Below are 25,516 nucleotides of genomic sequence, written 5' to 3'. Positions count from 1 at the left end.
TAACTGTCCTGATGGATACAAACGCGCTCATGATGCCTGTTGAACTCGACATTCGGGTGTTTGATGAGTTGGATCGACTCTTGGGGTTGTCCCAGATCGACCTCATAACCCCACAGGCAGTCCATGATGAGCTAACCGCGCTTGCAGACGGCTCCGGAACGGATGCAGTTGCTGCATCCGTCGGCTCCGATCTTGCCGGGCGCTGTCGGACGGTTATCACCGATGCATCGTATGCAGACGATGCGATTGTTGAGCTCGCCGAAGCTGGCGATATCGACTACGTCGTTACGAACGACGCCCCTCTTCGAGATCGCGTCCTCTCACGGAACGTACGCGTAATCGGTTTAAGGGGAGAGAACACACTGAAAATAACAGAGCCATAATATACTATGTACAAACGGGTACGACTCAAGGATACGGTCGAGGTGCCGCCGAAACACTTGGCGGATGTAACGCCTGAGCGGGTGAAAGCCCTGCTGCAGGATAAACTCGAAGGACGAATGGATGAAGACGTTGGGAGCGTCGTGAGCGTTACAAAAGTTCACGACATCGGTGAGGGAGCGGTGCTTCCTGGCCGCCCAGGCGTCTACTATGAAGCAGATTTTGACGCAATCACGTTTGATCCCGATATGCAAGAGGTTGCAGACGGGACTGTCGTGGAAGTTGTGGAGTTCGGTGCGTTCGTTGGTATCGGACCGATCGACGGGCTGTTGCACGTGTCGCAGATCTCCGATCAGTACCTCGCGTTCGACGGCGAGAACCAACAGCTTGCATCAACGGAATCGGATGAGACGCTTGGTGTCTCCGATCCAGTGCGTGTTCGGATTGTTACAAAAAGCATTGATGAGCGCAACCCGCGCGACTCAAAGATCGGGCTCACGGCAAAACAGCCGGGTCTCGGCAAACTCTCGTGGCTCGATCGAGATCGCCGTCGCCGCGAACAGAATGCGACGGCGGGAGATGAGTAGATGGCCCGAACACGACTCGCCTGCCGGGAGTGTCACCATATCAACGGTCCAGACTCTCAAAGCTGTGATCACTGCGGCTCCTCAAGCCTCACCGAGGATTGGGCTGGCTATGTCGTGATCACACACCCAGAAGAGAGCGAGATCGCAGTCGAAATGAACGTGACAGAACCAGGCGGCTACGCACTGAAAGTCCGGTAGCTAACAGCAGCCGATGCTTACGCTCCCCGACTCGCTCCGATCAGCGTTCAAAGATCCGCTTGGCCCAGTGTTCACCAACACTGATGCCTTGTTAGCGGCTGCCTCTGAAACCGCAACAGCGTACGATCGCGGTCGGCTCTTGATTACTGTGGGTGATGTTGTCACCTATCACCTCCGAAACGCGGGAGTCGAACCTGCAGTTGCGGCAATCGACGGAAAGACGAAACGCGAGGCTGTACGCGATGAAATTTCTCGTGTCCTATCTGATTCGCCGAACCAGATTTCAGTGACAAACCCACCTGCAGAGATCAGCAAAGAAGCGCTTATTTCGCTTCGTGAGGCGATCGATGACCCCAAACCTGTCGTGCTGTACATTACTGGTGAGGAAGACCTCCTCACGCTTCCTGCAATCCTTGCGGCACCGCTTGGTGCGTCAATTGTCTACGGACAACCGGATGTTGGAATGGTCTGTGTTCCGGTTACCCCAGAGATGAAACAGCACGCTGATAAGCTGTTTACACAATTCGATGGCGACACTGAAACTGCGCGCTCGCTGATCGCGACACCAACGAACTAGCATCGTTACACGTCGTCTTTGTCGTGGTTTCGGTCGGCTGGTGGACGCTGTGTTTGTTCTGCAACCGCCTCCGTTAGTTCGAGTCGCATCTCTTGTGTGAATCCATGGGTTCGGACGACTTCGAACCCGAGCCGTGCGTAGACGTGTGTGGCGCGTCTGTTACCGCGCTCGACGTCGAGAACGATCGCGTCGTGGCCGGCTGCTGCCGCATGTGCAATAACATGTTTACAAAGCTCCGACCCGATTCCGTGATCGTGATACTCCGGGGTAACAAATACTGCAAGCTCTGGCTCCGGATCGGAGGTTGGTGTATAGACGGCGTGACCAACAACCGTTCCCGCTCGTTCTGCGATCAGATTGTAGCCGTCTTCGAGAAGGTGTGAGAGCCAATCTTCGATTCGTGTCTCTGTTGCGGGTGGAATTCCTTGTGCGACATGTGCGCGATCGAAATTCACGTACATCTCAATCAGCGGCGATCGATCGAACGATCGAAACGCTCGAACCCGAACCCGAGCACCCTCTTTATCAACAAACATTGGACAGCGTGGTGGACAGTGTGGTGTTCCAACGCATTCGCGAGGGTCCCAACATGAGAGCTGCGTTCGTGGTGACTCTGGGAGCGCCTGCATGTCAAGCGTCTCAAGCGCAGGGGGCGTTTTTTGGCCTTCAGGGAGCGCTTTTGGCTGTTCGTTTGGTTCGAGCGGCGTTGGTGTCGGTGGCGCAGTAAGCGCAAGTAACTGACTCATCGTCCCACGATTTGACGAACCAGCCCGATCCGGATCTGGGTGAGGGGACATAACATGTCTCACTACGATTGCTATCCAAAAAGTAACATTGGGTGCTCTCAGAAGGTGAGAATCTGTGAGGGACCCTTCGAAATCCTTTTACTCCTTTCGGCGGGAAGTTACGACAACTAAACTATGGACGTCGAAATCATTTCAAAAGACGAAAATCCAATGTTGCACCGAACCGATGTTCGCTTCCAGATCGTTCACGAGGAAGCAACTCCATCACGACTCTCCGTTCGCGACTCGCTCGCAGCAAAGCTCGACAAGTCCTCAGACGAGGTTGTCGTTCACGAGCTCAAAACAAAGTTCGGGATGCGAAAAACCGTCGGCTACGCAAAAGTGTACGAGACCTCCGACTTTGCACGCGACGTCGAGCAAGAGTACATGCTCGAACGCAACAAAATCAGCGCCGGCGACGACGTAGACGCTGAAGCCGAAGAAGCATAATTACCACGAATGCGTATCCTCGGCATCGAGGGAACGGCGTGGGCCGCAAGCGCCGCGCTCTGTGACACCGAGGCCGATCGTATTTTCATCGAATCCGATCCCTACGAACCCGAGAGCGGCGGTATTCATCCGCGCGAGGCCGCAGAACACATGGCAGATGCCATCCCTGCTGTTATTGACACCGTTCTGCAACATGCTATCGAGACGGCCCCATCAGCAACAACAGGCCCTGCGATCGACGCCGTTGCATTCTCGCGCGGGCCAGGGTTAGGGCCGTGTCTTCGGATCGTTGGAACCGCTGCTCGATCGGCTTCGAAATCTCTCAACGTTCCGTTAGTTGGTGTAAATCACATGGTCGCGCACCTCGAAGTTGGCCGCCACTTTGCCGGCTTTGACTCGCCGGTCTGTCTCAACGCAAGCGGTGCGAATGCACATCTGCTTGGCTATCACAACGGCCGATATCGGGTGCTTGGTGAGACAATGGATACCGGCGTCGGGAACGCGATCGACAAGTTCACTCGCCATGTCGGCTGGTCACATCCTGGCGGCCCAAAAGTTGAGCGCGCGGCAGCAAATGGTTCGTTCATTGACCTCCCGTATGTCGTCAAAGGAATGGACTTCTCCTTCTCAGGGATCATGAGTGCAGCCAAACAGGCCGCGGACGACGGTGAGGCGATCGAAGACATCTGCTTTTCACTACAAGAACATATCTTTGGAATGCTGACCGAGGTCACAGAACGCGCACTGTCGCTCACTGGCACAGATGAGTTGGTTCTCGGTGGTGGCGTGGGACAAAACGCTCGACTTCGAGAGATGCTCGCAACGATGTGTGAGGCGCGCGGTGCACAGTTTTACGCACCTGAACCACGATTTTTGCAGGACAATGCGGGAATGATTGCACTTCTCGGCGCAAAAATGCTTGCTGCGGGCGACACAATGGCGATCGAAGACTCTGCGATCGATCCAAACTTCCGACCCGATCAGGTCCCGGTAACGTGGCGTGACAGCGAGGAATCGGTTGCACGAACACCAGGTTCTGAGAACGCGCTTCGCGGGGCCGAGGCTGTTGTTACGTACCACGATACGGCGGCTGGGTCTGTTCCCGGTCCGATCGCCCGGAAACAGCGTGTGACAAAGCAGTACCGACACCCGGAGTTAGAAGCGTCACTGCGAACAACACGAACTGCCGCAGAAGCCCGACTAACGAGCGATGCGCGCCGTGTTGGCGTTCCAACACCGATCGTGTGGGATGTGGATACACACACTGCAACGATCGACTTCCAGTACGTCGGTGATACTGATCTTGCGGAAAATCTCACAAAACGCCACGTTAAGACGATCGGAACACACCTTGCAACCTTACATAATAACGGTATTGTCCATGGCGACCCAACGACGCGAAACGTTCGTACTGGCCCGGAGAAGACGTATCTGATCGACTTTGGGCTTGGCTTTCATACGGCACATATCGAAGATCATGCAATGGATCTCCACGTATTCAAACAGAGCATTGGTGGCACTGCAGAGGATCCAGAACCGTTATATGCTGCTGTTGAAGCGGGATATCGTTCAGTTGGAACAGCTGCAGTCCTTGATCGGCTTCGAACGATTGAGAGCCGCGGCCGATATCAACCACACTCTTAGGTGTGCTGTTCTTGACACACAATAATGGGCAGCGATCGGCGTCGTGAACTACCCGCCATATCGGTTTCCAGACGAAGACTCCTGCACGCTGCCGGCTCGGCTACGCTTGTGAGTGTTGCCGGTTGTCTCAGTGGCGATCGGTGCGACGTGTTGTATAACCGGGTTGATGCAGTCCCCGAAACTGGCAATCTAACCGAGCTGGTGGCGATGAGACAGAGCGACCGAATATATATCAAATCAATCACGCAGCGCGGCACATCTCCGAAAGTCACAGTTACCGCTCCTGACGAGACAGTGTTGCGTCAAACCGGGCCGGAGCCATACATAGAACTCGTGTACGAGGCTGTTTCAGACACCCCGGTTCAGATTACATTTGAGAACCGTGATTCACTTCAAACCGGTGTGTGGCAGACAACGATCATCCGGTACAAAGGATGGTGCCCAGAGGTGTACTGAATGCGGCACGTACCTACCATTTCTGTGACTGCGTCTGCCCTCGCTTTGGTTGTACTTGTTTCGCTGCTTTTCCGCTGGATGCCAACCGCTGGCGTTGGCGCTGGTATCGCGACCGTTCTGTTGTGCGCACGCTACCTTTCGCGTCGATATCGATCTGCTGTAAGTGCAATTGCACTCACTGCAGTGTGTGTGTTGTGTGTGACTATTCCAACGATCGCGATCGTCTCTGGCTCGATTCATATCTCACCACTGAATGCTGCGGTTGCAGGCTATCTGCTGGGGCTGATTGGGTTGTGGGGGTTGATTATTGGTGTTTCAACCCTTGGCTTTGCGCTGAATGCGATCGTTGCAGTCGTTCTTGTGCTCCTGTTCGCAACTGCAGCAGCTGGCTGGCTTATCGGCCATCCAACGACGTTAATTGGGTTCTTGTTTGCTGGGATGGCGAGCGCGGTATTGATTTATACTGGATCAATCGTGGGCCGGTCGTCGTTCAGTGATCGAGCGGCTGGCATTCACGATGATCCAATTGCAGTCACTGTTGAGTTCTTTGTCGTTGCACTTACTGCTGCAACGGTCCCCTTCGTCGCCCGTGCAATCTCTCTGTTCTCTGTCGGTGGTGTTGGGGGGTTTGTCGCCGGCCTGTTTAGTGTTCCACTCGCTGTATTGTTTACACGACAGGTTGTGGGCGGTGTCGATCTCTCTCGACTCGAGTACTATCACGAGCAGTTTGTTCAGACGGCGATCGAATTCGGCGCAGAGATTAACGGACTGTTCACAGACTCGGGTGGAAGCCATCGCACTCACACAGATCCGACCGAAGACGTGGAACGCGCAGGAAAGATTGTCGCTGCCGCCCCAGTGAACATCCCAACCGCACACCAGTTTCTTGATGATGCACAAAGTAGCCTTGTTGGTGGCCGACCGCTTACAGCAGCCGCTGCAGCATTTGTTGCCACATCCCTTGCCGACCGCGTTCCACCAACAGAACAGTATCTTACTGGTACCTCACGTTTCATGGAGGCGTTGAAACGCCACGCAGGGGAGCTACAGATCTCGACGATCGATCTTGGTGATGCCCGTGCTGCTGCGGAGGCCGGGAATGAAGAGGAAGCTCGATCGATGACTGAACACTCGCTTGCTATGGCGATTAGCGAATCGAGTGGTCTTTTTGACCTCGTTGTCCAACGCATTGAGTCCGCACAGCAGTCAACAGGCACAGAAGCGTTTGCGGAGACGCTTGCACGGCTTGAGGCTGCACTTGCACTTGCAACCGCACACGAGCTTTCCCAATACACTCCAGAACGAGCAACGGAAACAATTCAAGATCTCCTCTCCCGACTTACCAAAGATCACGAACTACCACCGATTACCACCTCCCGTGAGGGCGTCACTGCGGCCGCTGGGACCGGTTGGGATGCGGTTCGACGGGGCGACCGACTGCTTACGACTGATGACCTCCTTGGGGCGGCAGGGGCATATACGATCGCGATCGAATCCTATGTGCTTGCACTTCGTGCTGCAGCAGAAGGTGGCTTCGACACGGATGCAAAACGCATTCGAACCGCACTCTCGATTCTTCTTGATGAACAGGCGGCTGTGCTCTATACAATTGCGACGACCGCATACACGGTCCCAGAGCCGGTTGTCGAAGACGCGGGGAGTACCGATGAGCGACTGCACACAAAACGGGAGCGTCAAACCCTTGCACAAGGGCTGACTGCGATCCGTACGGTAACAAAACAGACCGGGATTCAGTCGGAAGGTGTTCGATCGGTGAGGCTATTTGTGCGATATAACGAGCTTCGGCAGCGGCTCAAACCGATCGAGCAAACGCTCGACAGTGCAGTCAAACACGCAAAACGTGGTGAGGAATCTGTTGCCTCGGAGCTTTTTTCCGACTGTCAAACAAAACTTGAAAACCTTTCTGACCGTGCTGTTGCAGCCGGGTTGAGCGAGGCTGCAGGGGTACTTTCGGCTGCAGCCGTTCGCTGTGCAAAACATCGTGCTGCGATCAATGATGGCCGGGCCGATGATCTCAAGCCGATCTCGATCGCTGTCGCTCAACCAGCGGAGCCACGTGAGTTTACGGTCACACCGATCGGTGACGAACTTCGACGAACACTCGCGGACGAACGGCTCGATCGGCTCTGTTCGCTTCTTCAGACGGCTTCCACACACGATGTTCGAGATTCCTATGATGGCCCAACTGCGGGCAAGGTTCAATCGATGTCAACAGTCATTTCGGGAATAGATCCGCTCTTTGGGACACCACCCCTCGATGGGCTCGAAGCGCTGACCCGAGACGTACTGAAACATGCACTTCTCAGTGCAATTACGTCGATCGAAGCTGAACTGGCTACGATTCATACGGGACCGGTTCCTGATGGATTTGTTTCACGGCCATCTATCCTTGCGGCAGACCCAATCGGTGATCTCACAGCAGCAGCCTCACTCCAAGAATTCGCTTCAGTATGGCGCGAGTCTGCTATGGCGCTCGCCAATGCGTCCACAGAGATTACTCCAGCGACGAATGCGGTGCAGGCATTTCTTACACAACAGGAGACGATCGAAACCAAACTGACCAACAACGGAACTGTGACTCTGACGGACATCAGCGCTGCCGATCCGATCGCTGTACTCAAACTGGCCGGAATGCGAATTGATGGAGCTGTGTACAATAGCGCTGCTGAGACACTGTCGTATCCTGCACAGAGCGATTCATAGCGCGCTCTATCAAAACACACGAATTGATGTTCTGTGCTAACACTGCGAATCAGATCTATGACTGTTTCACTGCACAACGACCTCTCCGGTCAAGTTGCGCTTGTAAGCGGTGCAACGAGAGGCATTGGCTATGAGATTGCACGCGGGCTGGCTGCAAGCGGCGCAACTGTCTTTGCTGGTGCGCGAACGCCATCTTATCTCTCCGACTCGGAGCTACTCCCAATCAAGCTTGATGTGACGGATACGGAGACGATCAAGGCGGCCATTACACGGATCACAGAGATGGACGGAGTGCTAGATATCCTTGTCAACAATGCGGGAATTGCGGGGCCACGCAAGCCACTCCATATGAATGCGATCGACACAATTGATGAGACGTTCGCCGTTAATCTCCGCGGACCGACGCTTTTGACACGCGCTGCGATTCCTCTGTTGAGCACTTGCGCGGGTAGCCGGATCACCAACGTTTCGTCAGGAATGGGGGCAGTGGGTGAGGGAATGAGCGGTCGCTATCCTGCATACAGAGTCTCAAAAACAGGGTTGAATGGAGTCACCGCCTATCTCCACGAAGAATATCGGATAGACGGTGTTCTCGCTAATTCGGCTTGTCCAGGATGGGTCCGAACCGATCTTGGCTCTCCCGATGCACCAAAAAGCCCAAAAGAGGGCGCAGATACTCCTGTTTGGCTTGCTCATTTCACTGCAGAGTCCCCGAGTGGCCTGTTTTGGCGGGATAGAGAGCAAATCGACTGGTAGTTCCGTGCCGTTGTGAGGTGTCACAGAAGACACCAATTTTCATTACGGGGTACGGCGTACAGTGTAGTATGGCAGACAAACCAGAATCTGGTGAAATCCTCGGTATCCCGTACAACTTTGAACGTCCAAGCCTTGGGCGTATGCTCTCTGCATACTGGCAACCAGGCAAAAAGATGCTCGTCAAGAAACCGTTCGGCATTGGCTACACAATCAACCTTGCTAACTGGCGATCGTGGGCGGTGCTTGCGGTCGTTGGTGCGCTTCTCTGGCAAGAACAAAGCAGCGCAAAATCCGCAGCAGAGGCAGAAGCAGAGGCCGAAGATGAACCCGTAGAAGTCATTGTCGAAGACTAACTTCTTGACCCCCTGCTAATCGACGACTCTTTTTTTATCCCGCCAAACAGACGTGTATGCTGCACTATGTGACGACAAACGACGGCAAACTCCGTGAGGCACGCGCATACCTCGGCGAAGACGCTGTCAGTGGATACAACTTTGATTACACTGAAATCCAGAGTCACGATCTTGAACCGATCGCTGCATACGGTGCACGGGAAGCGTACCGACAGGTCGGCGAGCCAGTGATCGTGGACGATGCGGGACTCTTTATTGATGAGTTTGATGGGTTCCCTGGGCCGTACTCTGCGTTTGTCGAGGATACAATCGGCATCGAACGTGTGTGGACCCTCTCTGAACCGCTGGCAGACCGATCGGCGTCATTCCGCTGTGTCCTTGCGTACTGTGACGGTGGGGCGTTCAAGGCATCTCCGGATCCGATCGATAGAGACGATCGAGTTACTGCAGCTGCTACCGGCGCAACTGCAGATGAAGAGGAATCACAACCACTGCCTGTCAAACTGTTTTCAGGTGCGGTTCCGGGAACGATTGTCGAGCCACGTGGCAGCGGTGGATTTGGGTACGATCCAATTTTCGAGCACGATGGAACAACCTTCGCGGAGATGACCGCTGAAGAAAAGAACGCACTCTCACATCGTGGACGTGCGCTTGCAAAGTTTGCAGAGTGGTTTGAAACCCGATAATCTGTATTTGACCCCTTCGCACTGCTACGGCATACAAGTCTGAAGCTCTGTGCTTGTTGAAGATGATGGGACGTTGCTACTATTGATCTGAAATAGCACTCAGGATTGGTTTTTCCGTGGGAGCCTGTCTGGGCCGTCATATTTGGTATCTGAAATCTCTTGATACAACGACGATGGTGAAAAGATCGCATTGAATGCGTCCGGTGTTCGGATGCTCACTGGAAACCGGCCCTGTAATGCGGTTGCTGTACGTGGGCCAGTTAGTGTTTTGTCATAGCTTAGAATGTGCATTGCACCTCCGCGGTATGCCGACCCAAGCGCCGGATGATCTTGATTTGGGTGCGTCACCGGTGTTCGCCACTCTTCGATCAGTGACCGCCACGCTGTTGCAAGCGACTCGTCGCTAACTGTCGAAAGTAGCGAGGTCGTCTCCGTAAGCAATTGATCGCTCCCAACCAGTTTGATCCAAGAGTGTTCCCATAGCTTGTCCATTACTGTTCGTGCAGGTGATGATGCGTTGAATACGTCTGCAACGAGCACATCTACATCAACGACAATCCGAACTGGGCTTGGATCACCCGGTTCATCAACAGCAGTCGCTGTTGAGCGCCGATCTCGATTCTCTCTCAGCTCTTCGAGTTGGCTAGATATTTCGGGAACCGATAGCTCAGTCTGTTTGGTTTCGGCAAACAACGTGGCCCAGTCCATACGTTCTATTTATTCAGTAGTACAAAGAGTCTATATGTCCGTCCGGTTGTATGTCATCTGTCTGACGTAGTATTAAGAGCACACAAGCGCTTATTGATTTTAGGCGCGTCACACGGCCTCAGTTCCCGTCCTCGTACTTCGCGCCTACTTTTCCACTCCGTCCCACCTTCTTTTACTCCGCTCCGAGAAGTATCGTTCTTACAGTATCTGCGGCCTCACGTTCGATGAGCAGTGCAACCCGATCGCCTGCCTCTAGAATTGTCCCCGGAAGCGGGATTGTAAGCGGCTCGCGTGAGCCACCATGTGCGTAGAGCCGTGCAGTCTCGGGTAGCGAGAGTTCGTTAACATGCTCTCCGACAACAGGCGACCCCTCCGGAATTGTCACAACCGTTAGCTGCAATGTCTCGGTAAGATCACCGATTGCATTGAGGCTCCCACCAAGGAGTGCGGTTTTTGCGCCTGCAGCACCCAACCGCTCCGGATAGATCATCTCATCAGCAACCTCAGTGTAGGTTTCATATTCTGCCTTGCTCACATCCTCGCTGATCCGTAACACCGTACGAAGGCCATGCTCTTTGCCGATCAAACAGATTTCGTAGTTTGTTTTTATATCGCCGGTAATGCCACCGATAGAGTCTGCCTCGTTGAGCCCTGCTTTTTTTAGGATCTCAGGGTCCGTTCCGTCCCCTTCAACAACCGTAAGGCCATTTTGCTCTGCACGCTCAACTTTCGAGTAGTTATTTTCGACAACAACCACCTGATGGCCTTCCTCATTAAGTACACGCGCTGTTCGGGCTCCAACGCGGCCGTATCCTACGACAATGATTCGCATGGTACTGTGTACAACTGAATGGCTGAAAAATATGCCCCTCAAATCCATGGCTACTGTCTGAATCTGGTATAGATCTGATGTTCAACCAGCCCTGCTCCAACAGTAGCCACTGCAACAAGCGGCCCACAGAACACATACAACAAAAATGCGAAATCTCCCGCACCGACTCGTCCATGTAAGTACGTTAGCTCAAAAAGCAGCCACAGCGAACCAATACAGAGCGGCATATACACGCCTAGCTTGCTCGCAAAGAGCGTTGAAATACCAATAATAGCTAGATACAGCCCAAACAGAAACCAGATTGCTATTATAAACCGGTATGGAGTAAGCTGCAAAAGCCACGGTGTCTGTCTTCCAACCAGTGGCCACAAGACACTCCAAGAGACATATCCCGTATAGAGTATCACTATCCCTGTTGTTTTTATTATCAGTGCCGATCGCTCCGCTATGAATGCGTGTCTGAAATAGTATTCACCAACTCCAACCGGTAACATAAAAATTGGTGCCGCAAGTATTGCAGCCGCAGTAATTTCCGCACTGGATATCAGTAGTGCGATGGTTCCAAGGAGTAGCCCACTTCCAAGCAGCGGTGTGTAGAGTCGGTAGCGCTCGAAACCGAATGTCGCAGCAGCACCGATCAACATGAGCGATCCAATCGGGAGGACAATCAGCAGCACAGTGACTGTCCCAAAAACATCTGCCCCAGCTTGGGTTATGATTCCGGTTGTAAATGGCTCGCCAGAGACGAGTAGCTCAATACATAACACACACACTGCGAATAACGTTCCCACAACCAGATATCTGAGAAGTGACTCATCTGCTGGTATTGTCCACTGTGTCTGTGTTGACTCACCGATACTCTGTCCAGCCATGTATCTAACACGGCCGAATGGGTTTTCGTTACGCTGCTGTTTGTTATCTTATACTGTACAAATGTATCCCTTCCACTCCCAACGGTAGCCATAGTGTGGATTCCACTCCGAAGTGACGCTGTCTATCGGTAATGAGTAGTTTCTGTCGTGTAGCTAGTAGCGGAAATAAGCCGTTACTGATTAGAACGAGTAGCCGTCGTTGAGATCGTCTCGTCGTGCTGGATCCTGTTGATCATCAGTCACTTGTGAAAAAAGCCCATCGTCGAGTCCATCTTCCGTCTCATTTGGGGTACTGTACGTTGACACACCCATTGTAAGCAGTTCTTCGATCGCTTGTTCTCTATTGAGGAACTCACCCTGATGAACGAGTCTATCAATCTCGCTGTCAATTCGATCGGAGATCGGAATCTCAAATGTTGCCATAACTCACGTTCGCACTTCAACAGTGTAAACACTGGGTTTCCGACAGCCGTTCCATACCGTACTTACTCTAAAAATCGTGACTGAATATCTCCTGATGGCATCATACACTGATCTTTTTTTCCAAAGATTCGATAGCGGTTTGCAGCGACCACATCATAGCCCCAATCTCGGAGCCGTTGTGGGAGAATCATGAGTGGTCGTGCAAGCGTATATACCCCACCAAGCATTGCACCAATCTCTAACACCGCCGACGATTTGATGTAGACATCATCGCCGTCGATGAGCACCACAGAATCGAGATTATGATTTTCCAGTCCATGTTTTTCAAGGAGCGCTTCACCAACTTCAGACTGCAACGATGCAAATTTGAATATCCCGTCAGGGTCCCGTGGAATTATATACTGAACGAACCCCGTACAGAGGTTGCAGACGCCGTCAAACAGTACTACTGCATCCTCGCCTGAACTCTCCTCTGTCATATCTACAGGTTCGGTTTCGATATAATTCAGCATTCCGGTGGGCCTGAGTGTCCCGATCAGTCAGGAAGCGCAATCCGCTCCGGTGGCTCATCAGTGCAGCTGTATTCAAACATAACCCAGCTTCGACTCTCCCTGTTTGCCGGGTCGCTGATCGTTTCTCGTGTGATCGATTCTGTGATTGTGTACATTGTGAGCTGGGTAAGCTCGGTATCGTGTTCTTCGGCCCACAGTTCACACGTATAGGCTGCTAATACGGCTGCAGAGTCGTCTCGATCCTGCATCCCCGATCGTCGGATGCTATTCATATAGAAGCGTTCACGATAGGTTCCGTACTGGTTCTGCAATTCGTCGTATGGCCGCTCGCTTGTTAGTTCGCGACCATCATTGTACACATCAATCAGCGCTCCATCCGCAGTCTCTGCCGCAAACACGTAGTATCGATCGGTGGTTCGTGGAGTTGGCGCAAAGACGCTCCACTCCGGTTGGTCGATACTGAGTGCACGAGCGTTCTCCTCGATCCGATCTTCCGGAGAGACCTGCTCACCAACGACGCCCATTGGAACAACTGTAAACACGGTATAGATGACGATCGATCCGATCACAATGCCCAATGCGGCGCTGTAGGTGTACTGTTTCAGAGCTGGAAGCGATGGATGCTGTGGCTGTCGTTTTGGCACCCGCTCTGCCAGTTGGATACACCGATCTCGAACGGTCTCAAACGGTTCGGTACGCATTCCAACGCGGCGACTGAGTGCAGCGGTGTCGCTCCAGAACTGTGGCTGCAAAAACAGTACTAACCCAGCAAACGCAACGTATGCAAACGCACCAATGCGTACGGTGAGCGCGAACATGGCGTGTCCACCGAAGAATAACAATATAAGCGGGTAGCGTGTGCGGCCAACAAGCAGGATCAAAAGCGGAGAGACCAACAGCATGTAGTACCACAGCAAGCCACCATATTCCAGCAGCGTCGGGAACTCACGAACGGTCCCTGCAAGCAGGAATGTCATGTCGTCGAGTCCCATAATAAGCGGTGTTGCTTCACCGCTGGTCCAAAGGGAGTCCTGCGATTTATGGAACCAGTTCACCAGATACATCCATACCATCTGCCCCATTGCAAAGAGCGCTGCAATCCCTGCAAATGAAGATCGAGGCGATCGATCGCGATGGACTGCATCGATCGACCACCGCTCACCAAGCGGCAAAAAGATCGCCCAAAAGAACAACAGCCGGAACAGAATATCCGCATAGCTCGTGACGAACGGATTGTGATGGTCAAGTGAGACAACAAAAAGAAACGAAATAATCGTCGCAATACGTGTTTTATACCCAAATATCAGCTGTATTGCAAACAGCACTTGGAGGACGAATAGCCCTGCAATAAGCGTTGGATCATCAACAAAAAAGTAGAACGAAAAGGCGTTTTCGCGGCCTGCATCAAGCGCAAGTGATTGTGGAACGACCCCCTCTCCAGAGTAGAAGTACCAGAAGTTCCGGGACCGAAGGAGTATATCCGCGACAACAAGCAGTCCTAACAGAATTCGAAAGATTGCAAGCGATCGCGTATCGATGCGGATTGTATCACGGACATTTTGTTGCATCCGGTTCCCGATCGTCTTTGCATGCTGTGTAAGCTGTGCTGTCGTGGTCGTCACTGACCATCATGGAATCGGGTAATTCCGATCGCTAACCGATCCTGTCTGGAGGGTGCAGGACGTGTACGCATGGATATCTTTTGATACATCACCATTGCTGTCGTATATGTTTTCCGTGTAGTGTCTCACTCGGCTACTGTTCGAGTTGTGGTGCTGTTGATTGTGACTGCTCCGCTTGTTCTGGATTGATCACTGTCCGATCGGGTAAGTCCGGAACTGGCTCTCTACCAACAGTAAAGAAGCGCTCCGTCCGAGTGAGCTCTTCACCGGCTGGACTTGGTTTTTTCATCTCTTCGTACTCGACTCCGATTCCGCCATCGGCTGTCGATTCAATCTTTACTGCTGCAAGCTGATACGACGGATGAAACACTGGCGGCAGAATGCCAATAATGCCATCCCGACGGTGGAGGCGCTTGAGCCACGTCCCGGTGTTGACTAGTAATCCACCGTTGACTGACTGTACCGATGGGCGGTGTGTATGTCCATAACAGAAGATGGCGGTTTCCGGATCATCTTTAAAAATCTGCTCTGCTGCACTCTTATACGGCGTTTCTGGATCGACGGTCAGCTCCGTCTCGAAGATTCCAAATCGTGTAATCGTTTTTCGGATATCTCTCCGGATGAAGTACAATGGCACCCCAACAAGCAATAACAGCCCAGTCACTGCAACATTAATTGCAAGGAAGAACCACGCGGCCGTTCCGGCACGTCCAAACTGTCCAAGAAACTCGGTTCCTTGTGTTACCGGTGCCGACCAGATCCCAAGCAGATCGAGTCCTGCAAGCACCGCCAAAATCGCACTGATATTGAACAACAACAAAAACGGGACGATTGAATACCGAAGCAGCGGATTCATCTCCCGGTAGAAGTATTTTGAGAGCAACCAGACAGGCATCCGTTCGGTTGGCGTGACCGCTTGGACATCTTTGAGCCAATTGTATCGGCCACGATCGGAAAGCTGGCCTGCTCGACTCGTTACGAGCGTATTATAAAAGTAGCCAAGCGGCGTTGCATGTGGACTCCCCCAATCGTCGATACGGTTATTTGCATCTTGTTGATGGCCGTGTTCGAAATGGATTGCATGCTCGCCGATCGGCCGTTTGATCGACTCATCCTGAACGAGGTCAACATTGTACTGTGCAAACCGATCGACATACTCCTGATATGCGGCAAGTTCGTGATCGTGATTTCCTGGAAGGAGCGTAATATCGATGTTTTCGCCGGTGTGTTTGAACTGCTCGAACAGCTCCGGATATGTATCCTCTAAGACATCGAACTTTTCAAGCCCGTCAACGGTTGTAAACTCCCAGAGCCCAAATGCATCGCCGTTAATTATGAGCTCTGCGTTCTCCTCCGTTTGTTCGAGCGTCTTGAGAAACTCAAGAAGTTCGTCTAAGAACTCGACATCTTCAAGCTGCTCATCGCCACCGATATGCAGATCGCTGATGACATAGTAGACGCGATCATCGGCTGTCATTGTGTCAAAACGTGGGAGTGGAGATACTAATGATTAGTCACTTTGCCCGATATTGAGCCACCATATATAAATACGTCACCTGAGACCCACCGGTATGGCAACCAGTACGAAATCAAATGGATTTGGGTTTTTTAGTCGGTTGAAAACCGGCTGGACGCTCACAAAAGACAGCCTCTCGGTGATTCGTGATCACCCTAAACTCCTCGTGTTTCCGCTGTTGGCGGGACTTTCGAGCATCTTCTTTTTGGTATTGTTCTTCCTCCCGATGGTGATTGCAGACGTGATCGGTGGTGGATTGGAGTACATTGTGCTGTTTGGGCTCTACTTCGTCACTACCTTCTTCAGCACGTATTTTTCGGCCGCACTTGTGCATGCCTCCAATGAGGTGTTTCACGGCCGGGAGCCACAGATCCGCGAGAGCATGACTGCGATTAACCCTCATATCGGCCCGATCGTCGTCTGGTCGCTCATCTCTGCAACGGTGAGTATTCTCTTCCGGATGCTTGAGAACTCAGATACCCCGGTTGCGTCAATCATGCGATCGATCTTTGCCATTGGCTGGTCGATTATGACGTTCTTCATCGTCCCTGTGTTGGTGTTTGAGGATGTAACGGCCACCTCGATGTTCAAACGCAGCGGTGAGACGTTCCGGGATACATGGGGTGAGACGCTCGGTGCTGGATTCGGAATCACCGCAATCGTGCTCGGAATCGGTGTTATTCTCGTTATTTCAGCCGTCGCCATCTCGATCCCACTGCTCGTCCTCTCTGCTGGGTTGGGTGTGTTGTTGACGATCGTGCTCGTTGCACTGGCAATGGTGTTTACCTACCTCATCAGCCAGACGATCTGGGGCATTGCAAAGACCGCCCTCTACGTGTACGCAACCGAAGGTGTTGCTCCCTCACAGTTCGAGAACTTTGACTTCGAGACGCTCGGTGGTCGTACCGATCGGTCTGCAACGCCTGGAACGAAATAAGAACTTCTTGAATACTTTTGTACGCTGTGTGACTGTATCCGATCGTTGTCGTCCAGCGTCTGCCCGGTGACGATCGCTGTCTGTGAAACCGAGTGCGTAAGAACCTTCGCGATCTTCATATCATATATATTGAATGCATAATTGTCTGATGATGCCGACCACGGTCCAAGTGAGAATTTGTTAAATGAATGATTAATTGTCTCCTTACTGTAATAATAATATGAGATTCAAACAAAGAATAGACCAAAGTGGGCGGGTGAGGATCCCGAAATCAATTTGTGAGCAATTAGCGATCGAACCTGGTGCGTCGGTTCTGATGACCATAGAAGATGATCGGATTGTTATCCAGCACGATCTGAATGGGGATACAGCCCAATCGCTGACATCACTGCGTGGGTGTATTACCGAGGAGACGAAGCGATCGGATGCAGAACCCATCGATCCGATCAAGTGGAAGATGGACTCACCAGTATAGCACGGTCACTGTTGTATTCAGTTATTGCTTGTTTAATCGATTGGTAGTACTGGAACCTCTAGAACCAACCATTAGGGTATGTTCATCACGAATGGTGGACATCTCGACTCGATTCTCCGCGCATTTTAGAGCTATTTTTAACCACTACTAGTCGAAATAATTAATCAATGGATGAACATGATATTGATGCATATATAAATCAAAGCTATCAAATCATCGAGTCGAATCCACAAATGGATGAGGAGAATACAAAAGTCAAACTCATTCAACCGTTTCTTGAATTGTTGGGGTGGGACCTGTACTCGTCTGAAGTCGTATTAGAGTACACCGTTCCAATGGCGTCTGGAAATACCCGTGTTGATTATGCGCTTATGCTCGGTGACTCACCAGTCGTGTTTGTCGAAGCAAAACCGATCCATGCAACGCTCACCGATACCGAACTGCGACAACTCCGGAGCTATATGCGACAAGAGCTTGCTGTCGATTGGGGAATTCTTACAAATGGCGAGTCATTTGAAGTTCTTACAAAAGATCGTCATCAAAACGGTGTCAAAGAGATGTCTGTGCTGACATTCAACTTGGATGATCTTCGTATCGACCCAAGCTTTCTTTCGTTGCTCTCGAAGGAGTCGATCCACTCTGGGAAATCTGACGAGGTTGCAGAGCAGATTGGGCGCACAAACCAAGCGATTCAGGATGTTAAAACGAATGAAGACCAACTCACGGAGTCGATCGTTGCTTCGATAGAATCAACAGTTGGAGACCTCCCAATCGATCTGACACAGCAATCTCGCGAGTTCGTCCAAAATCTTGTGACACTACTACATGATCAACGGCGGTTTGTGAGTCATACCACACCGTCATCCGAGTCACCGATCCTGGTTTCCCAATCTTACGACGAGGATAGTACTGATTCAGTGGGGAATCTTCCCGCATCTTACGATGGTGATTCTCACACGATCAACACCGGGTTCGAAGGATACGTCATCCGGTTTTCTGATGGAGCGGTGGTTCCTGATTCGGAATCTGAGCCACATACAAAACAGAATATGAATATGACTGCCGCAGTGGACTATTTAATAACCAAGTATGCGCTGACTGAGCAGATTGAAATTCCATACTTTCCGTCCAATGCTCGGAAGAACTGTTTGATCAATACAGAGCCGCTTCATCCAAATGGGGACGAAATGCGAGGGGCATATGAACTTGTGGATGGCCACTATCTGCACACTGCACTTAGTACGTCTGGAAAACAGAATAATCTACGCGACCTCGTGGATAATATCGACATGGAAATTGAGTTCCTTGGTGACTGGTAAGTTGGTTTGTGTCGTAAACCAGTATATTGTGGCATCACATAGAATATATCTGCTGGTCTGGAGTTCAAATAATACTTACACATCCGTAGTTCATGGACGTGTTGCTCTCAATTGAACCCACATTTGTTGAGGAGATCTCTTCAGGAGAAAAATAGTGTGTATTCCGCGGGTCTATGTCCTTGGATATTGATGGTATTGGCCTGGTTAGCCTTATTCTACAACGAATCATTGGGAGGTTCATAATCGCCGATCGGCACACCTGCAATACTCACAGCCCAACCGCTCTCCAAGCAAACAGATTCAAGTAACTGCACCGACCTACTCACACTAACGACTCACCGGATCACTTGGTCTTTCTAAAAGGACCCGTGATAGCACACGGATCCGGTGCGGTCAAAGGAAACCAACCGCATGTCTCTAGTTTCACCACCCACGCAAAAAGGTCTCGCCACGCAACCGCTGTTTTTCACGGAGGGTACACAATGAATCTGTCGCTGATCGAAGAGCTGGTCGATCGGATTGATGACCTCGAAGAGCGGATTAGTGCGCTTGAACAGGAAAATGACGCTCTCGAAGAGCGTGTCGAAATCCAAAAAGAGCAGCTCAAACAGCGAGAAGAGGAAAGTGACGCTCTCGAAGAGCGTGTCGAAATCCAAAAAGAGCAGCTCAAACAGCGAGAAGACGAACTCGAACAGTACGAACAGCTGGTTTCTGAAAACGAAGCAAAGATCGACGACCTTGAAGCCGATCTTGACGCCGCAACCGACCACCGAAAGCACCTCCAACAGCGGCTTCACACGCTGGAATCCGAGCAGACGCCCTCCAGTAGCGAAGAGGACCCAGACACGAACCGATCGCCGCTGCAGCAACTCGTTCGACTCCCGTCAAAAGCCGTCTCGAAACTCACCGCGAATCAACAGCGGGCACAGTTCATTGCCAAAGATATCGCTGAGTATGCACAGAAGGTCCCGGCTGGCTTTGCGATCGACTCACGGACGATCCGCACTGTCCTGAACGCAAAGGAAGGGCAGACGCCACACACCCAAACCGTCACCCGTGTCATGAATTTCTTAGACGAGTTCGGGAAAGAAGGCGTCCGAATCGTGAAACGCCGCGGAACTAAGCGACTCATCTTTTCGGCGGCTGCGGTCTCGAAGCTCGATGCAGAGTCCTCCAACTCTCCCTCACGGCCGATCACAGACGTTGTGATGAGCTGGTGTCGGTAGCGGTGTGATCACCGACAGAAACGCACGCTAAACACGCTCGCCGCGATCGATCGTCACCGTACTGATTTGGTGGCGGTGGCTTCCTGAGCAGCAGCACCCGGCAACACCCTTGCGTACAAGAGTGGTAGGAGTGTTTTGAAACGTCTTTGTGGGTTGTGTCCGATCGGGCCATATCACAACGGGTGTGATATCACTGCGTTTCTACATCAGTTTGCATACCTGCGTACCAGACTCGGCTCGAAGTTACGTATATGAGTGCTGCCAACGCGCTAAGGATGACTCCAGCAGTAATGCTGACAATCATGAACTCGCGTGGATGAACAGTAATGGCAGTCTCTTTGATGATCTGAAAATAGAGATACGAAAGTTCGGCCGTGAACAGATACGGCATAAGAAACGCTCCGAGACTAGTGACCGCAACAAATACGATCCCAAAGAGACGAGTAGCGGCTGGAACTTCGCGTCTTGCCGCGTCAAAATATATAACGGCAGAAAAAAGGAATGCAGTAAGAACCCCACACAACAGCAGCGTTGTAAGATACATTTATAAAATGATACACATATCTGGACTTAATTATCTGCCCCATGTTCGCTCTCAGTCGTACACGATCTCAAACATAATGTCGCCAGTATGCTGACTACACGATCTGTTTTCAGCACAATTTTCCAAACCGATCACTATCTGAGGGTCTCAGTTCCGTCGTGAGTTTTCTGGCTTCTGCAACGTACCCATCTTACCATCGTATACATACCAGAATACGTCCAGTACTGCCGATCAACGTTAGACAACACCCAAAAATAATGAAGCCTAGGCCGGGATTTGAACCCGGGCTCTCGTCCTTACCAAGGACGCGCTTTACCGCTAAGCTACCCAGGCAGGCAACTTTCCGTTTGGCGCTTGTGTCTTTATGGGTTTCGATTTCCCGACGCCATCGATCGATTTGCATGCCAGCTGCTCGCACGATCGATACCACAGAGCACCACCTCCGAATTAACTATCGGCAGGCGATCGAGCAACACCATTCGAGGACAGGAGTGCAAGCTCGTCACTTGTTTCGGTGTCGATCGTCTCTGCGGCAGGCGGGAGCGACACACCATCATAGCCGCGGGCTAACTCCGAAACGAACGAGAGTAACTCCTCGGGTGGCTCTCCCCCAACCGCTGTGGCGCCGGCATAGGCAGCCAGTCGGAACACATCAACTTCGAGATTCCCGTCAAGCGCGTTCACATCGGCATTTGGCTCCGATCGAAGCGTCTGATCGCGACCGAACGATCGGACCGTCTCAACAGCCATCGAAGCAGCTTCAGTGCGAGCCAACAGATAGAACCCACGAGAAACGAGCACGTCTGCGGCTAAGATCGCGAGGTCTGCGTCAAGATTCTCTTCATCAGTTCCATCAGGATTCCATGGCTCCTCATGGGCAAGCGTTCGTGTGAGGCGAAGCCCCTCGTAGATGAGTTGTACGCCGGCAGCACGTTCCGACAACCCCTCAACAGTGGTCGTCGGTGCCGCCGCACGAGCACTTGCAAGCGTCAACGCACCCGGTGTCATCGACGCATCAGTAAGGCGGTTTTCGAGCACTGACTGCAGCCGTGGAGGCTCAATGTCGGAGAGCGCCTCCTGTGCTGCGGCCCGTGTTCGAACAGCGTCGTCCATTACCTACAGATTTGATCGGCAACGCCAAAGACCTTTGCAAACGCCTGCTTCTCTCGTGTATGATTCGCTCACAACGGGCAGATGGCTATCGAATTGTGACGATCGATCGACCCGACCGCCGAAACGCGCTCACACCAGCCGGACTTACCCAACTGAAAGCCGCAATTGACGATGCACAGGAGCCAGTAATCTATCTCCGTGGTGCTGGCTCTGCGTTTTGTGCAGGTGCAGATCTTGACGTCGTCTCAAAACTAACAGATCCACACGCCTTCGCTGAGCATGGACAACGAGTCGCGAACACAATTGAGCAGGCGGAGTCCGTTGTTATCGCGGGTATTGACGGGCCTGCACGTGGTGGCGGTGTCGAGCTGGCACTTGCTTGTGATATTCGAATCGGGACACCAACCGCAACCTTTGCTGAGCCGGGTGTCAAATTCGGCCTGTTCGGTGCATGGGGTGGCACAGTCCGACTGCCACGGATTCTCGGTGAGGGTGATGCGCTTGATTTTGCGCTCTCTGGTCGGACGATCGACGCCGATGAAGCACTTCGTATTGGGCTTGTCTCACGTCTCACTGACACGCCAGAGACCGTCGCCGCATCGATCGCCGAAAACAAATCAGATGCGCTTTCGGTACTCAAAACGCGGCTTCGAGATCACGGGCCAACAGCAACACAAGCGAACGCAGAAGCAGCAGCATTCGAACAGCTTGTCAACAAATATGCACCGGAGATTGCAGCCGATCGATCGTAAGCCCCTCTGTCTCTCTATTTCCGTTACAAACTGAGCGGTTCGGGTGCTGGCGGCATCGATCGTTTGTGTTCGCTTGCGGCAACAAGCGACTCAACGCGTTCGACCTGCTCGGCAGTAACATTCAGTGCCTTAATTGTTGCATGCGTTGAGAGGGGTCCATCAATATGGAGCGCCAAAATCGCATCAAGCGTATCGTAATCCAGCCCCATCTCCTCCTCATCGGTCTGATCAACCCACATGCCTGCGGTCGGTGTCTGCATCACAAGGTCATGTGGGACCCCAATATGGGCTGCCAGCTGTCTCACTTGCTGTTTGTATAGTCCGCCGATCGGATTACAGTCCACAGCCTGATCGCCATACTTTGTGAAGTACCCTGTCATTGCCTCCGATCGGTTTCCGGTCCCAAGCACAATCCGATTTTCGTGATTTGCAACAAAATAGTTCAACACCGCACGGGTTCGGACATAGACGTTTCCAGCCGCCATCTGCGACGCTGCAGCGTCCGGGTATGCGTCAAAAAACTGCTCTGCGATCGGTTGAATCTCGATCACATCATACTCGATGCCGAGCGACTCTGCAACCCGTTCTGCATCGCTCATTACATCTGGGTTGTTTACTTCGCTTGGCATTACTAGACCGTGCAGGCCGTCTTTCCCAAGCGCCTCAACTGCGAGATGTGCGGTTGTTGTTGAATCAATACCGCCAGAAATGCCGAGCGTTGCGCCGTCTGCTTCGGCATCTGAAACGATCTGTTGAATAAACGTAACAAGATGTGTTCGAGTCTTTTCTAATTCGGATTCGGACAGTCGGAGATCAAACGGTGTGTCATCGCTCAGCAAAACGCTATCAGCACTCATACATTCTTGTTTGCCACCAGAGGACTAATACCCATTCCCTTGGCGATATTTGTGGACGATTATCCACAATCTCTCTCAATAACTTCCGTTCATTTATCCTGGCTGCCCTTATTAGCAAGTCGAATACTCCCAACACCAATTGCGACAATCACCCCGACAAAGAACGTGTAGAGGTACGCCTGTGTGAGCTCATCCACTGTTCTCTCTCCAGTCCAGTAGATCGCCCAATAGTACAGTGCGACCGCCGCGATCGCAAGTGAACTCAAAAGCAGCATCCGGCCAACCGTTCGGTACCGATCGCTCCGGTTTCGACTCATTGGTTATGAGACGGCGTTTGTGACGGTTTCAAACAGTTCCTCCTCGTCCAGTGGTTTCAGTACATACCCATCTGCACCAGCCGTCACTGCCTCACGCATCTTTTCGTCTTGGCCGACACTCGTACACATCACAATCACCGTCTCTGGGGACTGCTCTTTGATTTTTGCTGTTGCCTCAATCCCGTTAAGTTCCGGCATCATGATATCCATCGTAATAAGATCCGGCTTTGTTTGGAGATATTTTTTCACGGCCTCTTTGCCATTTTCGGCTTCGCCAACAATCTCAAACTCGTCTTTGAGAACCTCTTTGATAATGCTTCGTTGCAGTGCTGAATCGTCGACAATGAGTACCCGTTTGGTCATAGTAATGATAGAGATCGATCGTTATCGGTCAGTAGCCGAGCAACTAAATAAAAGTGACTTCACACAATCGCGCTCAGAGCCACGGTTCAACCGACCGATTCTCGACGATCGATCGCAACGTTTCGCTTGCGTCTGGATCAAACCACAGCCGTCGTCGCCACCATGGACCCTTTCCGGAATCATTTGACAGATCTGTCACGATCTTGTTTGCGGTCGCACCAGCATCCGGGCTACTGAGCGGGATTGCCCGATCGAACAGCGCTGACTGCTCGGTTCCGAGGACTAACACCTCTGGGTCGATCGGATCGCGTTTCAGGTGTGCATTGTTCAGATACGGATGCGACGTCGTCTCAAGCACCGGATCGTTGAGCGGATCCGAGAGGATCGATTCGATGTGAAAGGCACCGATAATGTATGTTCCCCACTCTTCGGTGACCCACGGCTGTGGTGTCCCGATCGACACTGACGCTGGTGGCTCGTGTCGTGTGAGCGTTGCATAAAAATATAACCAGTCGCCGGGCTCCAACTCCGAAATTGGCCCTGCTTTTACCCCATGTTCGTCGCCGTAGGTGTAGGTCTCACAGAACGGGTAGCCTGCAAACTCCGGATCAAGATGGACGTGTTGTTCACGAACCTCCGCAGATACGGCAAACGGAAGCGGATCAAGGTGATCGATAAGCTCCCCATATGTTGGGACAGACACTAACTCTGCGATCGGCTCTCGTTCAGGGATCGGCAGATAAACAAACGATCCATCCGGATAGATCGGGCCACGAAAGCCAGGGATGTTGGTATTTGCGGCGACGTTGATTGCGAGGCTTCGGGCCATACCCGGTGTTCGACCGCCCAGTCAAAAAGATGTACGACCTACTGTGTCTCGACGATCGGCGTCTCAAACGCGCCTTCATCATCCGTTGGGTCGTATGATTCGATCGCGGCACGGATAATCGTAAACACGCCCTGTTTGCTCCAACGAGCGGTGTTTAGATGCAGATCGTAGAACTCTCGATCGCCAATGTTGATATTGTAGTATTTTTCATAGCGACCCGCTTCGCTGACCTCACGAACACGCATCTCCGCTTCTGTCTCAATTCGGTCTTCAATTCGTCCGACTCGAACCTCCTCTGGGGCATCCAGCCAGATTCGAAGATCGGCACGATCGCCCGCTAACCAGCCAGCGAGCCGCGATTCGAGAATAAATGGTTTGCTCGACATTCCCCACTTTTCGGCTATCATCTGGAGCCGTTCATCCAGCGCCCGATCGATCTCGCCGGAGGTTTCTGCCTCCGCCGTGAGCTGATTGAGCGTGAGTCTGCGATCCTCTGCGAGCTCGCGGAAGATATCCCCACCGGAAACGTATGGGCAGCCAAGTGCATCTGCAAGCTGTGAGCAGACTGTGGTCGCACCACAGCCTGGTGGCCCGGAAACGGTAATAAAGAGGTTGCTGTCGATTTTCTCAGTTGCGTCTGTCTCTGGCATCTACAAGCGGTCTCGTACTGAAGTATTTTCAGCGTGTCGATCGACTCTCGAC

The 25,516-nt window shown here is 52.2% G+C and carries 31 protein-coding genes and 1 tRNA gene; 16 read left to right on the top strand and 16 right to left on the bottom strand.

What is annotated here, in order from left to right:
* Positions 1-11 precede the first annotated feature (11 nt).
* Genes AArcSt2_RS07745 through AArcSt2_RS07730 form a run of 4 tightly spaced genes read left to right on the top strand, consistent with a single transcriptional unit; the run spans position 12 to position 1,743 of the window.
* Complete coding sequence (locus AArcSt2_RS07745) at positions 12-383, top strand: PIN domain-containing protein (RefSeq protein WP_174652291.1); 372 nt, start codon at positions 12-14, stop codon at positions 381-383.
* A 6-nt stretch (positions 384-389) separates the two neighbouring features.
* Positions 390-968 (top strand): DNA-directed RNA polymerase, encoded by a 579-nt coding sequence (locus tag AArcSt2_RS07740; RefSeq protein ID WP_250583702.1) that lies wholly within the window; start codon positions 390-392, stop codon positions 966-968.
* Positions 969-1,166 carry a transcription elongation factor subunit Spt4 gene (spt4, locus tag AArcSt2_RS07735; protein ID WP_174652289.1) on the top strand — a complete coding sequence of 66 codons (198 nt, stop codon included), beginning with the start codon at positions 969-971 and terminating at the stop codon, positions 1,164-1,166.
* Positions 1,167-1,179: 13 nt separating this feature from the next.
* A complete protein-coding gene (locus AArcSt2_RS07730) occupies positions 1,180-1,743 on the top strand; it encodes a GTP-dependent dephospho-CoA kinase family protein (protein ID WP_250583700.1) in 564 nt (187 codons plus the stop codon).
* 5 nt (positions 1,744-1,748) lie between these two features.
* Here AArcSt2_RS07730 and AArcSt2_RS07725 read toward each other — a convergent pair whose 3' ends face one another.
* A complete protein-coding gene (locus tag AArcSt2_RS07725) occupies positions 1,749-2,540 on the bottom strand; it encodes a GNAT family N-acetyltransferase (protein WP_250583698.1) in 792 nt (263 codons plus the stop codon).
* Between the two features lie 123 nt (positions 2,541-2,663).
* On the opposite strand from AArcSt2_RS07725, the gene AArcSt2_RS07720 reads away from it, so the two are divergent.
* From AArcSt2_RS07720 to AArcSt2_RS07690, 7 genes are all read left to right on the top strand, one after another.
* Entirely contained in the window at positions 2,664-2,978 is a 315-nt protein-coding gene (locus AArcSt2_RS07720; RefSeq protein WP_174652287.1) for a 30S ribosomal protein S24e, read from the top strand.
* Between the two features lie 9 nt (positions 2,979-2,987).
* On the top strand, positions 2,988-4,622 hold the full coding sequence (locus AArcSt2_RS07715) for a bifunctional N(6)-L-threonylcarbamoyladenine synthase/serine/threonine protein kinase (protein ID WP_250583696.1): 1,635 nt from the start codon (positions 2,988-2,990) through the stop codon (positions 4,620-4,622).
* A gap of 24 nt (positions 4,623-4,646) precedes the next feature.
* A complete protein-coding gene (locus AArcSt2_RS07710) occupies positions 4,647-5,078 on the top strand; it encodes a hypothetical protein (protein WP_174652285.1) in 432 nt (143 codons plus the stop codon).
* The gene (locus AArcSt2_RS07705; RefSeq protein ID WP_250583694.1) at positions 5,079-7,802 is read left to right on the top strand and encodes a hypothetical protein; all 2,724 of its coding nucleotides are present in this window, start codon (positions 5,079-5,081) and stop codon (positions 7,800-7,802) included.
* 57 nt (positions 7,803-7,859) lie between these two features.
* Positions 7,860-8,558 (top strand): SDR family NAD(P)-dependent oxidoreductase, encoded by a 699-nt coding sequence (locus tag AArcSt2_RS07700; protein WP_250583692.1) that lies wholly within the window; start codon positions 7,860-7,862, stop codon positions 8,556-8,558.
* 68 nt (positions 8,559-8,626) lie between these two features.
* On the top strand, positions 8,627-8,911 hold the full coding sequence (locus AArcSt2_RS07695; protein ID WP_174652282.1) for a DUF5808 domain-containing protein: 285 nt from the start codon (positions 8,627-8,629) through the stop codon (positions 8,909-8,911).
* Positions 8,912-8,967: 56 nt separating this feature from the next.
* The gene (locus tag AArcSt2_RS07690; protein ID WP_250583690.1) at positions 8,968-9,597 is read left to right on the top strand and encodes a non-canonical purine NTP pyrophosphatase; all 630 of its coding nucleotides are present in this window, start codon (positions 8,968-8,970) and stop codon (positions 9,595-9,597) included.
* 99 nt (positions 9,598-9,696) lie between these two features.
* Here the strand turns inward: AArcSt2_RS07690 and AArcSt2_RS07685 are convergent, their stop codons facing one another.
* The 7 genes from AArcSt2_RS07685 to AArcSt2_RS07655 all read right to left on the bottom strand — a co-directional run bounded on the left by AArcSt2_RS07685 (position 9,697) and on the right by AArcSt2_RS07655 (position 16,043).
* Complete coding sequence (locus AArcSt2_RS07685; protein ID WP_250583688.1) at positions 9,697-10,305, bottom strand: DUF7384 family protein; 609 nt, start codon at positions 10,303-10,305, stop codon at positions 9,697-9,699.
* A gap of 172 nt (positions 10,306-10,477) precedes the next feature.
* Positions 10,478-11,137 carry a potassium channel family protein gene (locus tag AArcSt2_RS07680; RefSeq protein WP_174652280.1) on the bottom strand — a complete coding sequence of 220 codons (660 nt, stop codon included), beginning with the start codon at positions 11,135-11,137 and terminating at the stop codon, positions 10,478-10,480.
* A 50-nt stretch (positions 11,138-11,187) separates the two neighbouring features.
* Positions 11,188-12,009 (bottom strand): hypothetical protein, encoded by an 822-nt coding sequence (locus AArcSt2_RS07675; RefSeq protein ID WP_250583686.1) that lies wholly within the window; start codon positions 12,007-12,009, stop codon positions 11,188-11,190.
* Positions 12,010-12,189: 180 nt separating this feature from the next.
* Positions 12,190-12,432, bottom strand: coding sequence for a DUF7120 family protein (locus tag AArcSt2_RS07670; protein WP_174652278.1), 243 nt, complete (start codon positions 12,430-12,432; stop codon positions 12,190-12,192).
* 62 nt (positions 12,433-12,494) lie between these two features.
* Positions 12,495-12,911, bottom strand: a complete 417-nt coding sequence (locus AArcSt2_RS07665; protein ID WP_174652277.1) for a thiol-disulfide oxidoreductase DCC family protein — start codon at positions 12,909-12,911, stop codon at positions 12,495-12,497.
* Positions 12,912-12,967: 56 nt separating this feature from the next.
* Positions 12,968-14,566 carry an HTTM domain-containing protein gene (locus tag AArcSt2_RS07660; protein WP_250583685.1) on the bottom strand — a complete coding sequence of 533 codons (1,599 nt, stop codon included), beginning with the start codon at positions 14,564-14,566 and terminating at the stop codon, positions 12,968-12,970.
* 133 nt (positions 14,567-14,699) lie between these two features.
* Positions 14,700-16,043: a metallophosphoesterase gene (locus tag AArcSt2_RS07655; RefSeq protein ID WP_250583683.1), complete on the bottom strand. Its 1,344-nt coding sequence runs from the start codon at positions 16,041-16,043 to the stop codon at positions 14,700-14,702.
* 94 nt (positions 16,044-16,137) lie between these two features.
* Between AArcSt2_RS07655 and AArcSt2_RS07650 the strand changes: the two genes are divergently transcribed.
* The 4 genes from AArcSt2_RS07650 (at position 16,138) to AArcSt2_RS07635 (ending at position 20,039) form a co-directional block, all read left to right on the top strand.
* Positions 16,138-17,019, top strand: a complete 882-nt coding sequence (locus AArcSt2_RS07650; RefSeq protein ID WP_250583681.1) for a DUF6159 family protein — start codon at positions 16,138-16,140, stop codon at positions 17,017-17,019.
* Positions 17,020-17,239: 220 nt separating this feature from the next.
* Positions 17,240-17,494 (top strand): AbrB/MazE/SpoVT family DNA-binding domain-containing protein, encoded by a 255-nt coding sequence (locus AArcSt2_RS16705; RefSeq protein ID WP_302928537.1) that lies wholly within the window; start codon positions 17,240-17,242, stop codon positions 17,492-17,494.
* 167 nt (positions 17,495-17,661) lie between these two features.
* Positions 17,662-18,813, top strand: a complete 1,152-nt coding sequence (locus tag AArcSt2_RS07640; protein ID WP_250583677.1) for a type I restriction enzyme HsdR N-terminal domain-containing protein — start codon at positions 17,662-17,664, stop codon at positions 18,811-18,813.
* A 482-nt stretch (positions 18,814-19,295) separates the two neighbouring features.
* Positions 19,296-20,039, top strand: a complete 744-nt coding sequence (locus AArcSt2_RS07635; protein WP_250583674.1) for a hypothetical protein — start codon at positions 19,296-19,298, stop codon at positions 20,037-20,039.
* Positions 20,040-20,229: 190 nt separating this feature from the next.
* Here the strand turns inward: AArcSt2_RS07635 and AArcSt2_RS07630 are convergent, their stop codons facing one another.
* The 3 genes from AArcSt2_RS07630 to AArcSt2_RS07620 all read right to left on the bottom strand — a co-directional run bounded on the left by AArcSt2_RS07630 (position 20,230) and on the right by AArcSt2_RS07620 (position 21,696).
* Positions 20,230-20,583, bottom strand: a complete 354-nt coding sequence (locus AArcSt2_RS07630; protein ID WP_250583672.1) for a hypothetical protein — start codon at positions 20,581-20,583, stop codon at positions 20,230-20,232.
* Positions 20,584-20,844: 261 nt separating this feature from the next.
* A tRNA-Thr gene (locus AArcSt2_RS07625) sits at positions 20,845-20,916 on the bottom strand.
* A gap of 114 nt (positions 20,917-21,030) precedes the next feature.
* Complete coding sequence (locus tag AArcSt2_RS07620) at positions 21,031-21,696, bottom strand: DUF7114 family protein (protein ID WP_250583670.1); 666 nt, start codon at positions 21,694-21,696, stop codon at positions 21,031-21,033.
* Positions 21,697-21,755: 59 nt separating this feature from the next.
* Between AArcSt2_RS07620 and AArcSt2_RS07615 the strand changes: the two genes are divergently transcribed.
* A complete protein-coding gene (locus AArcSt2_RS07615) occupies positions 21,756-22,448 on the top strand; it encodes an enoyl-CoA hydratase/isomerase family protein (protein ID WP_250583668.1) in 693 nt (230 codons plus the stop codon).
* 23 nt (positions 22,449-22,471) lie between these two features.
* Here AArcSt2_RS07615 and AArcSt2_RS07610 read toward each other — a convergent pair whose 3' ends face one another.
* From AArcSt2_RS07610 to cmk, 5 genes are all read right to left on the bottom strand, one after another.
* The gene (locus tag AArcSt2_RS07610) at positions 22,472-23,305 is read right to left on the bottom strand and encodes an NAD+ synthase (RefSeq protein WP_250583666.1); all 834 of its coding nucleotides are present in this window, start codon (positions 23,303-23,305) and stop codon (positions 22,472-22,474) included.
* Between the two features lie 89 nt (positions 23,306-23,394).
* The gene (locus AArcSt2_RS07605) at positions 23,395-23,622 is read right to left on the bottom strand and encodes a hypothetical protein (RefSeq protein ID WP_250583664.1); all 228 of its coding nucleotides are present in this window, start codon (positions 23,620-23,622) and stop codon (positions 23,395-23,397) included.
* 3 nt (positions 23,623-23,625) lie between these two features.
* Positions 23,626-23,985, bottom strand: coding sequence for a response regulator (locus tag AArcSt2_RS07600; protein WP_174652265.1), 360 nt, complete (start codon positions 23,983-23,985; stop codon positions 23,626-23,628).
* A 73-nt stretch (positions 23,986-24,058) separates the two neighbouring features.
* Positions 24,059-24,814: an Nmad3 family putative nucleotide modification protein gene (locus AArcSt2_RS07595; RefSeq protein WP_174652264.1), complete on the bottom strand. Its 756-nt coding sequence runs from the start codon at positions 24,812-24,814 to the stop codon at positions 24,059-24,061.
* Between the two features lie 38 nt (positions 24,815-24,852).
* Positions 24,853-25,464: a (d)CMP kinase gene (gene cmk, locus AArcSt2_RS07590; protein WP_250583662.1), complete on the bottom strand. Its 612-nt coding sequence runs from the start codon at positions 25,462-25,464 to the stop codon at positions 24,853-24,855.
* Positions 25,465-25,516 lie beyond the last annotated feature (52 nt).

It is taken from the genome of Natronocalculus amylovorans, from assembly GCF_023638035.1.
GTDB classification, from domain to species: Archaea; Halobacteriota; Halobacteria; order Halobacteriales; family Haloferacaceae; genus Natronocalculus; species Natronocalculus amylovorans.
Note: the sequence above shows the minus strand (reverse complement) of the source record. Positions and strands in the feature narration are given on the sequence as shown.

Bases quoted from the DNA above. Each gene is read 5' to 3' on its own strand.
- AArcSt2_RS07745 (WP_174652291.1), top strand. From the start codon at position 12: ATGGATACAAACGCGCTCATGATGCCTGTTGAACTCGACATTCGGGTG.
- AArcSt2_RS07740 (WP_250583702.1), top strand. From the start codon at position 390: ATGTACAAACGGGTACGACTCAAGGATACGGTCGAGGTGCCGCCGAAA.
- spt4 (WP_174652289.1), top strand. From the start codon at position 969: ATGGCCCGAACACGACTCGCCTGCCGGGAGTGTCACCATATCAACGGT.
- AArcSt2_RS07730 (WP_250583700.1), top strand. From the start codon at position 1,180: ATGCTTACGCTCCCCGACTCGCTCCGATCAGCGTTCAAAGATCCGCTT.
- AArcSt2_RS07725 (WP_250583698.1), bottom strand. From the start codon at position 2,540: ATGTCCCCTCACCCAGATCCGGATCGGGCTGGTTCGTCAAATCGTGGG.
- AArcSt2_RS07720 (WP_174652287.1), top strand. From the start codon at position 2,664: ATGGACGTCGAAATCATTTCAAAAGACGAAAATCCAATGTTGCACCGA.
- AArcSt2_RS07715 (WP_250583696.1), top strand. From the start codon at position 2,988: ATGCGTATCCTCGGCATCGAGGGAACGGCGTGGGCCGCAAGCGCCGCG.
- AArcSt2_RS07710 (WP_174652285.1), top strand. From the start codon at position 4,647: ATGGGCAGCGATCGGCGTCGTGAACTACCCGCCATATCGGTTTCCAGA.
- AArcSt2_RS07705 (WP_250583694.1), top strand. From the start codon at position 5,079: ATGCGGCACGTACCTACCATTTCTGTGACTGCGTCTGCCCTCGCTTTG.
- AArcSt2_RS07700 (WP_250583692.1), top strand. From the start codon at position 7,860: ATGACTGTTTCACTGCACAACGACCTCTCCGGTCAAGTTGCGCTTGTA.
- AArcSt2_RS07695 (WP_174652282.1), top strand. From the start codon at position 8,627: ATGGCAGACAAACCAGAATCTGGTGAAATCCTCGGTATCCCGTACAAC.
- AArcSt2_RS07690 (WP_250583690.1), top strand. From the start codon at position 8,968: ATGCTGCACTATGTGACGACAAACGACGGCAAACTCCGTGAGGCACGC.
- AArcSt2_RS07685 (WP_250583688.1), bottom strand. From the start codon at position 10,305: ATGGACTGGGCCACGTTGTTTGCCGAAACCAAACAGACTGAGCTATCG.
- AArcSt2_RS07680 (WP_174652280.1), bottom strand. From the start codon at position 11,137: ATGCGAATCATTGTCGTAGGATACGGCCGCGTTGGAGCCCGAACAGCG.
- AArcSt2_RS07675 (WP_250583686.1), bottom strand. From the start codon at position 12,009: ATGGCTGGACAGAGTATCGGTGAGTCAACACAGACACAGTGGACAATA.
- AArcSt2_RS07670 (WP_174652278.1), bottom strand. From the start codon at position 12,432: ATGGCAACATTTGAGATTCCGATCTCCGATCGAATTGACAGCGAGATT.
- AArcSt2_RS07665 (WP_174652277.1), bottom strand. From the start codon at position 12,911: ATGACAGAGGAGAGTTCAGGCGAGGATGCAGTAGTACTGTTTGACGGC.
- AArcSt2_RS07655 (WP_250583683.1), bottom strand. From the start codon at position 16,043: ATGACAGCCGATGATCGCGTCTACTATGTCATCAGCGATCTGCATATC.
- AArcSt2_RS07650 (WP_250583681.1), top strand. From the start codon at position 16,138: ATGGCAACCAGTACGAAATCAAATGGATTTGGGTTTTTTAGTCGGTTG.
- AArcSt2_RS16705 (WP_302928537.1), top strand. From the start codon at position 17,240: ATGAGATTCAAACAAAGAATAGACCAAAGTGGGCGGGTGAGGATCCCG.
- AArcSt2_RS07640 (WP_250583677.1), top strand. From the start codon at position 17,662: ATGGATGAACATGATATTGATGCATATATAAATCAAAGCTATCAAATC.
- AArcSt2_RS07635 (WP_250583674.1), top strand. From the start codon at position 19,296: ATGAATCTGTCGCTGATCGAAGAGCTGGTCGATCGGATTGATGACCTC.
- AArcSt2_RS07630 (WP_250583672.1), bottom strand. From the start codon at position 20,583: ATGTATCTTACAACGCTGCTGTTGTGTGGGGTTCTTACTGCATTCCTT.
- AArcSt2_RS07620 (WP_250583670.1), bottom strand. From the start codon at position 21,696: ATGGACGACGCTGTTCGAACACGGGCCGCAGCACAGGAGGCGCTCTCC.
- AArcSt2_RS07615 (WP_250583668.1), top strand. From the start codon at position 21,756: ATGATTCGCTCACAACGGGCAGATGGCTATCGAATTGTGACGATCGAT.
- AArcSt2_RS07610 (WP_250583666.1), bottom strand. From the start codon at position 23,305: ATGAGTGCTGATAGCGTTTTGCTGAGCGATGACACACCGTTTGATCTC.
- AArcSt2_RS07605 (WP_250583664.1), bottom strand. From the start codon at position 23,622: ATGAGTCGAAACCGGAGCGATCGGTACCGAACGGTTGGCCGGATGCTG.
- AArcSt2_RS07600 (WP_174652265.1), bottom strand. From the start codon at position 23,985: ATGACCAAACGGGTACTCATTGTCGACGATTCAGCACTGCAACGAAGC.
- AArcSt2_RS07595 (WP_174652264.1), bottom strand. From the start codon at position 24,814: ATGGCCCGAAGCCTCGCAATCAACGTCGCCGCAAATACCAACATCCCT.
- cmk (WP_250583662.1), bottom strand. From the start codon at position 25,464: ATGCCAGAGACAGACGCAACTGAGAAAATCGACAGCAACCTCTTTATT.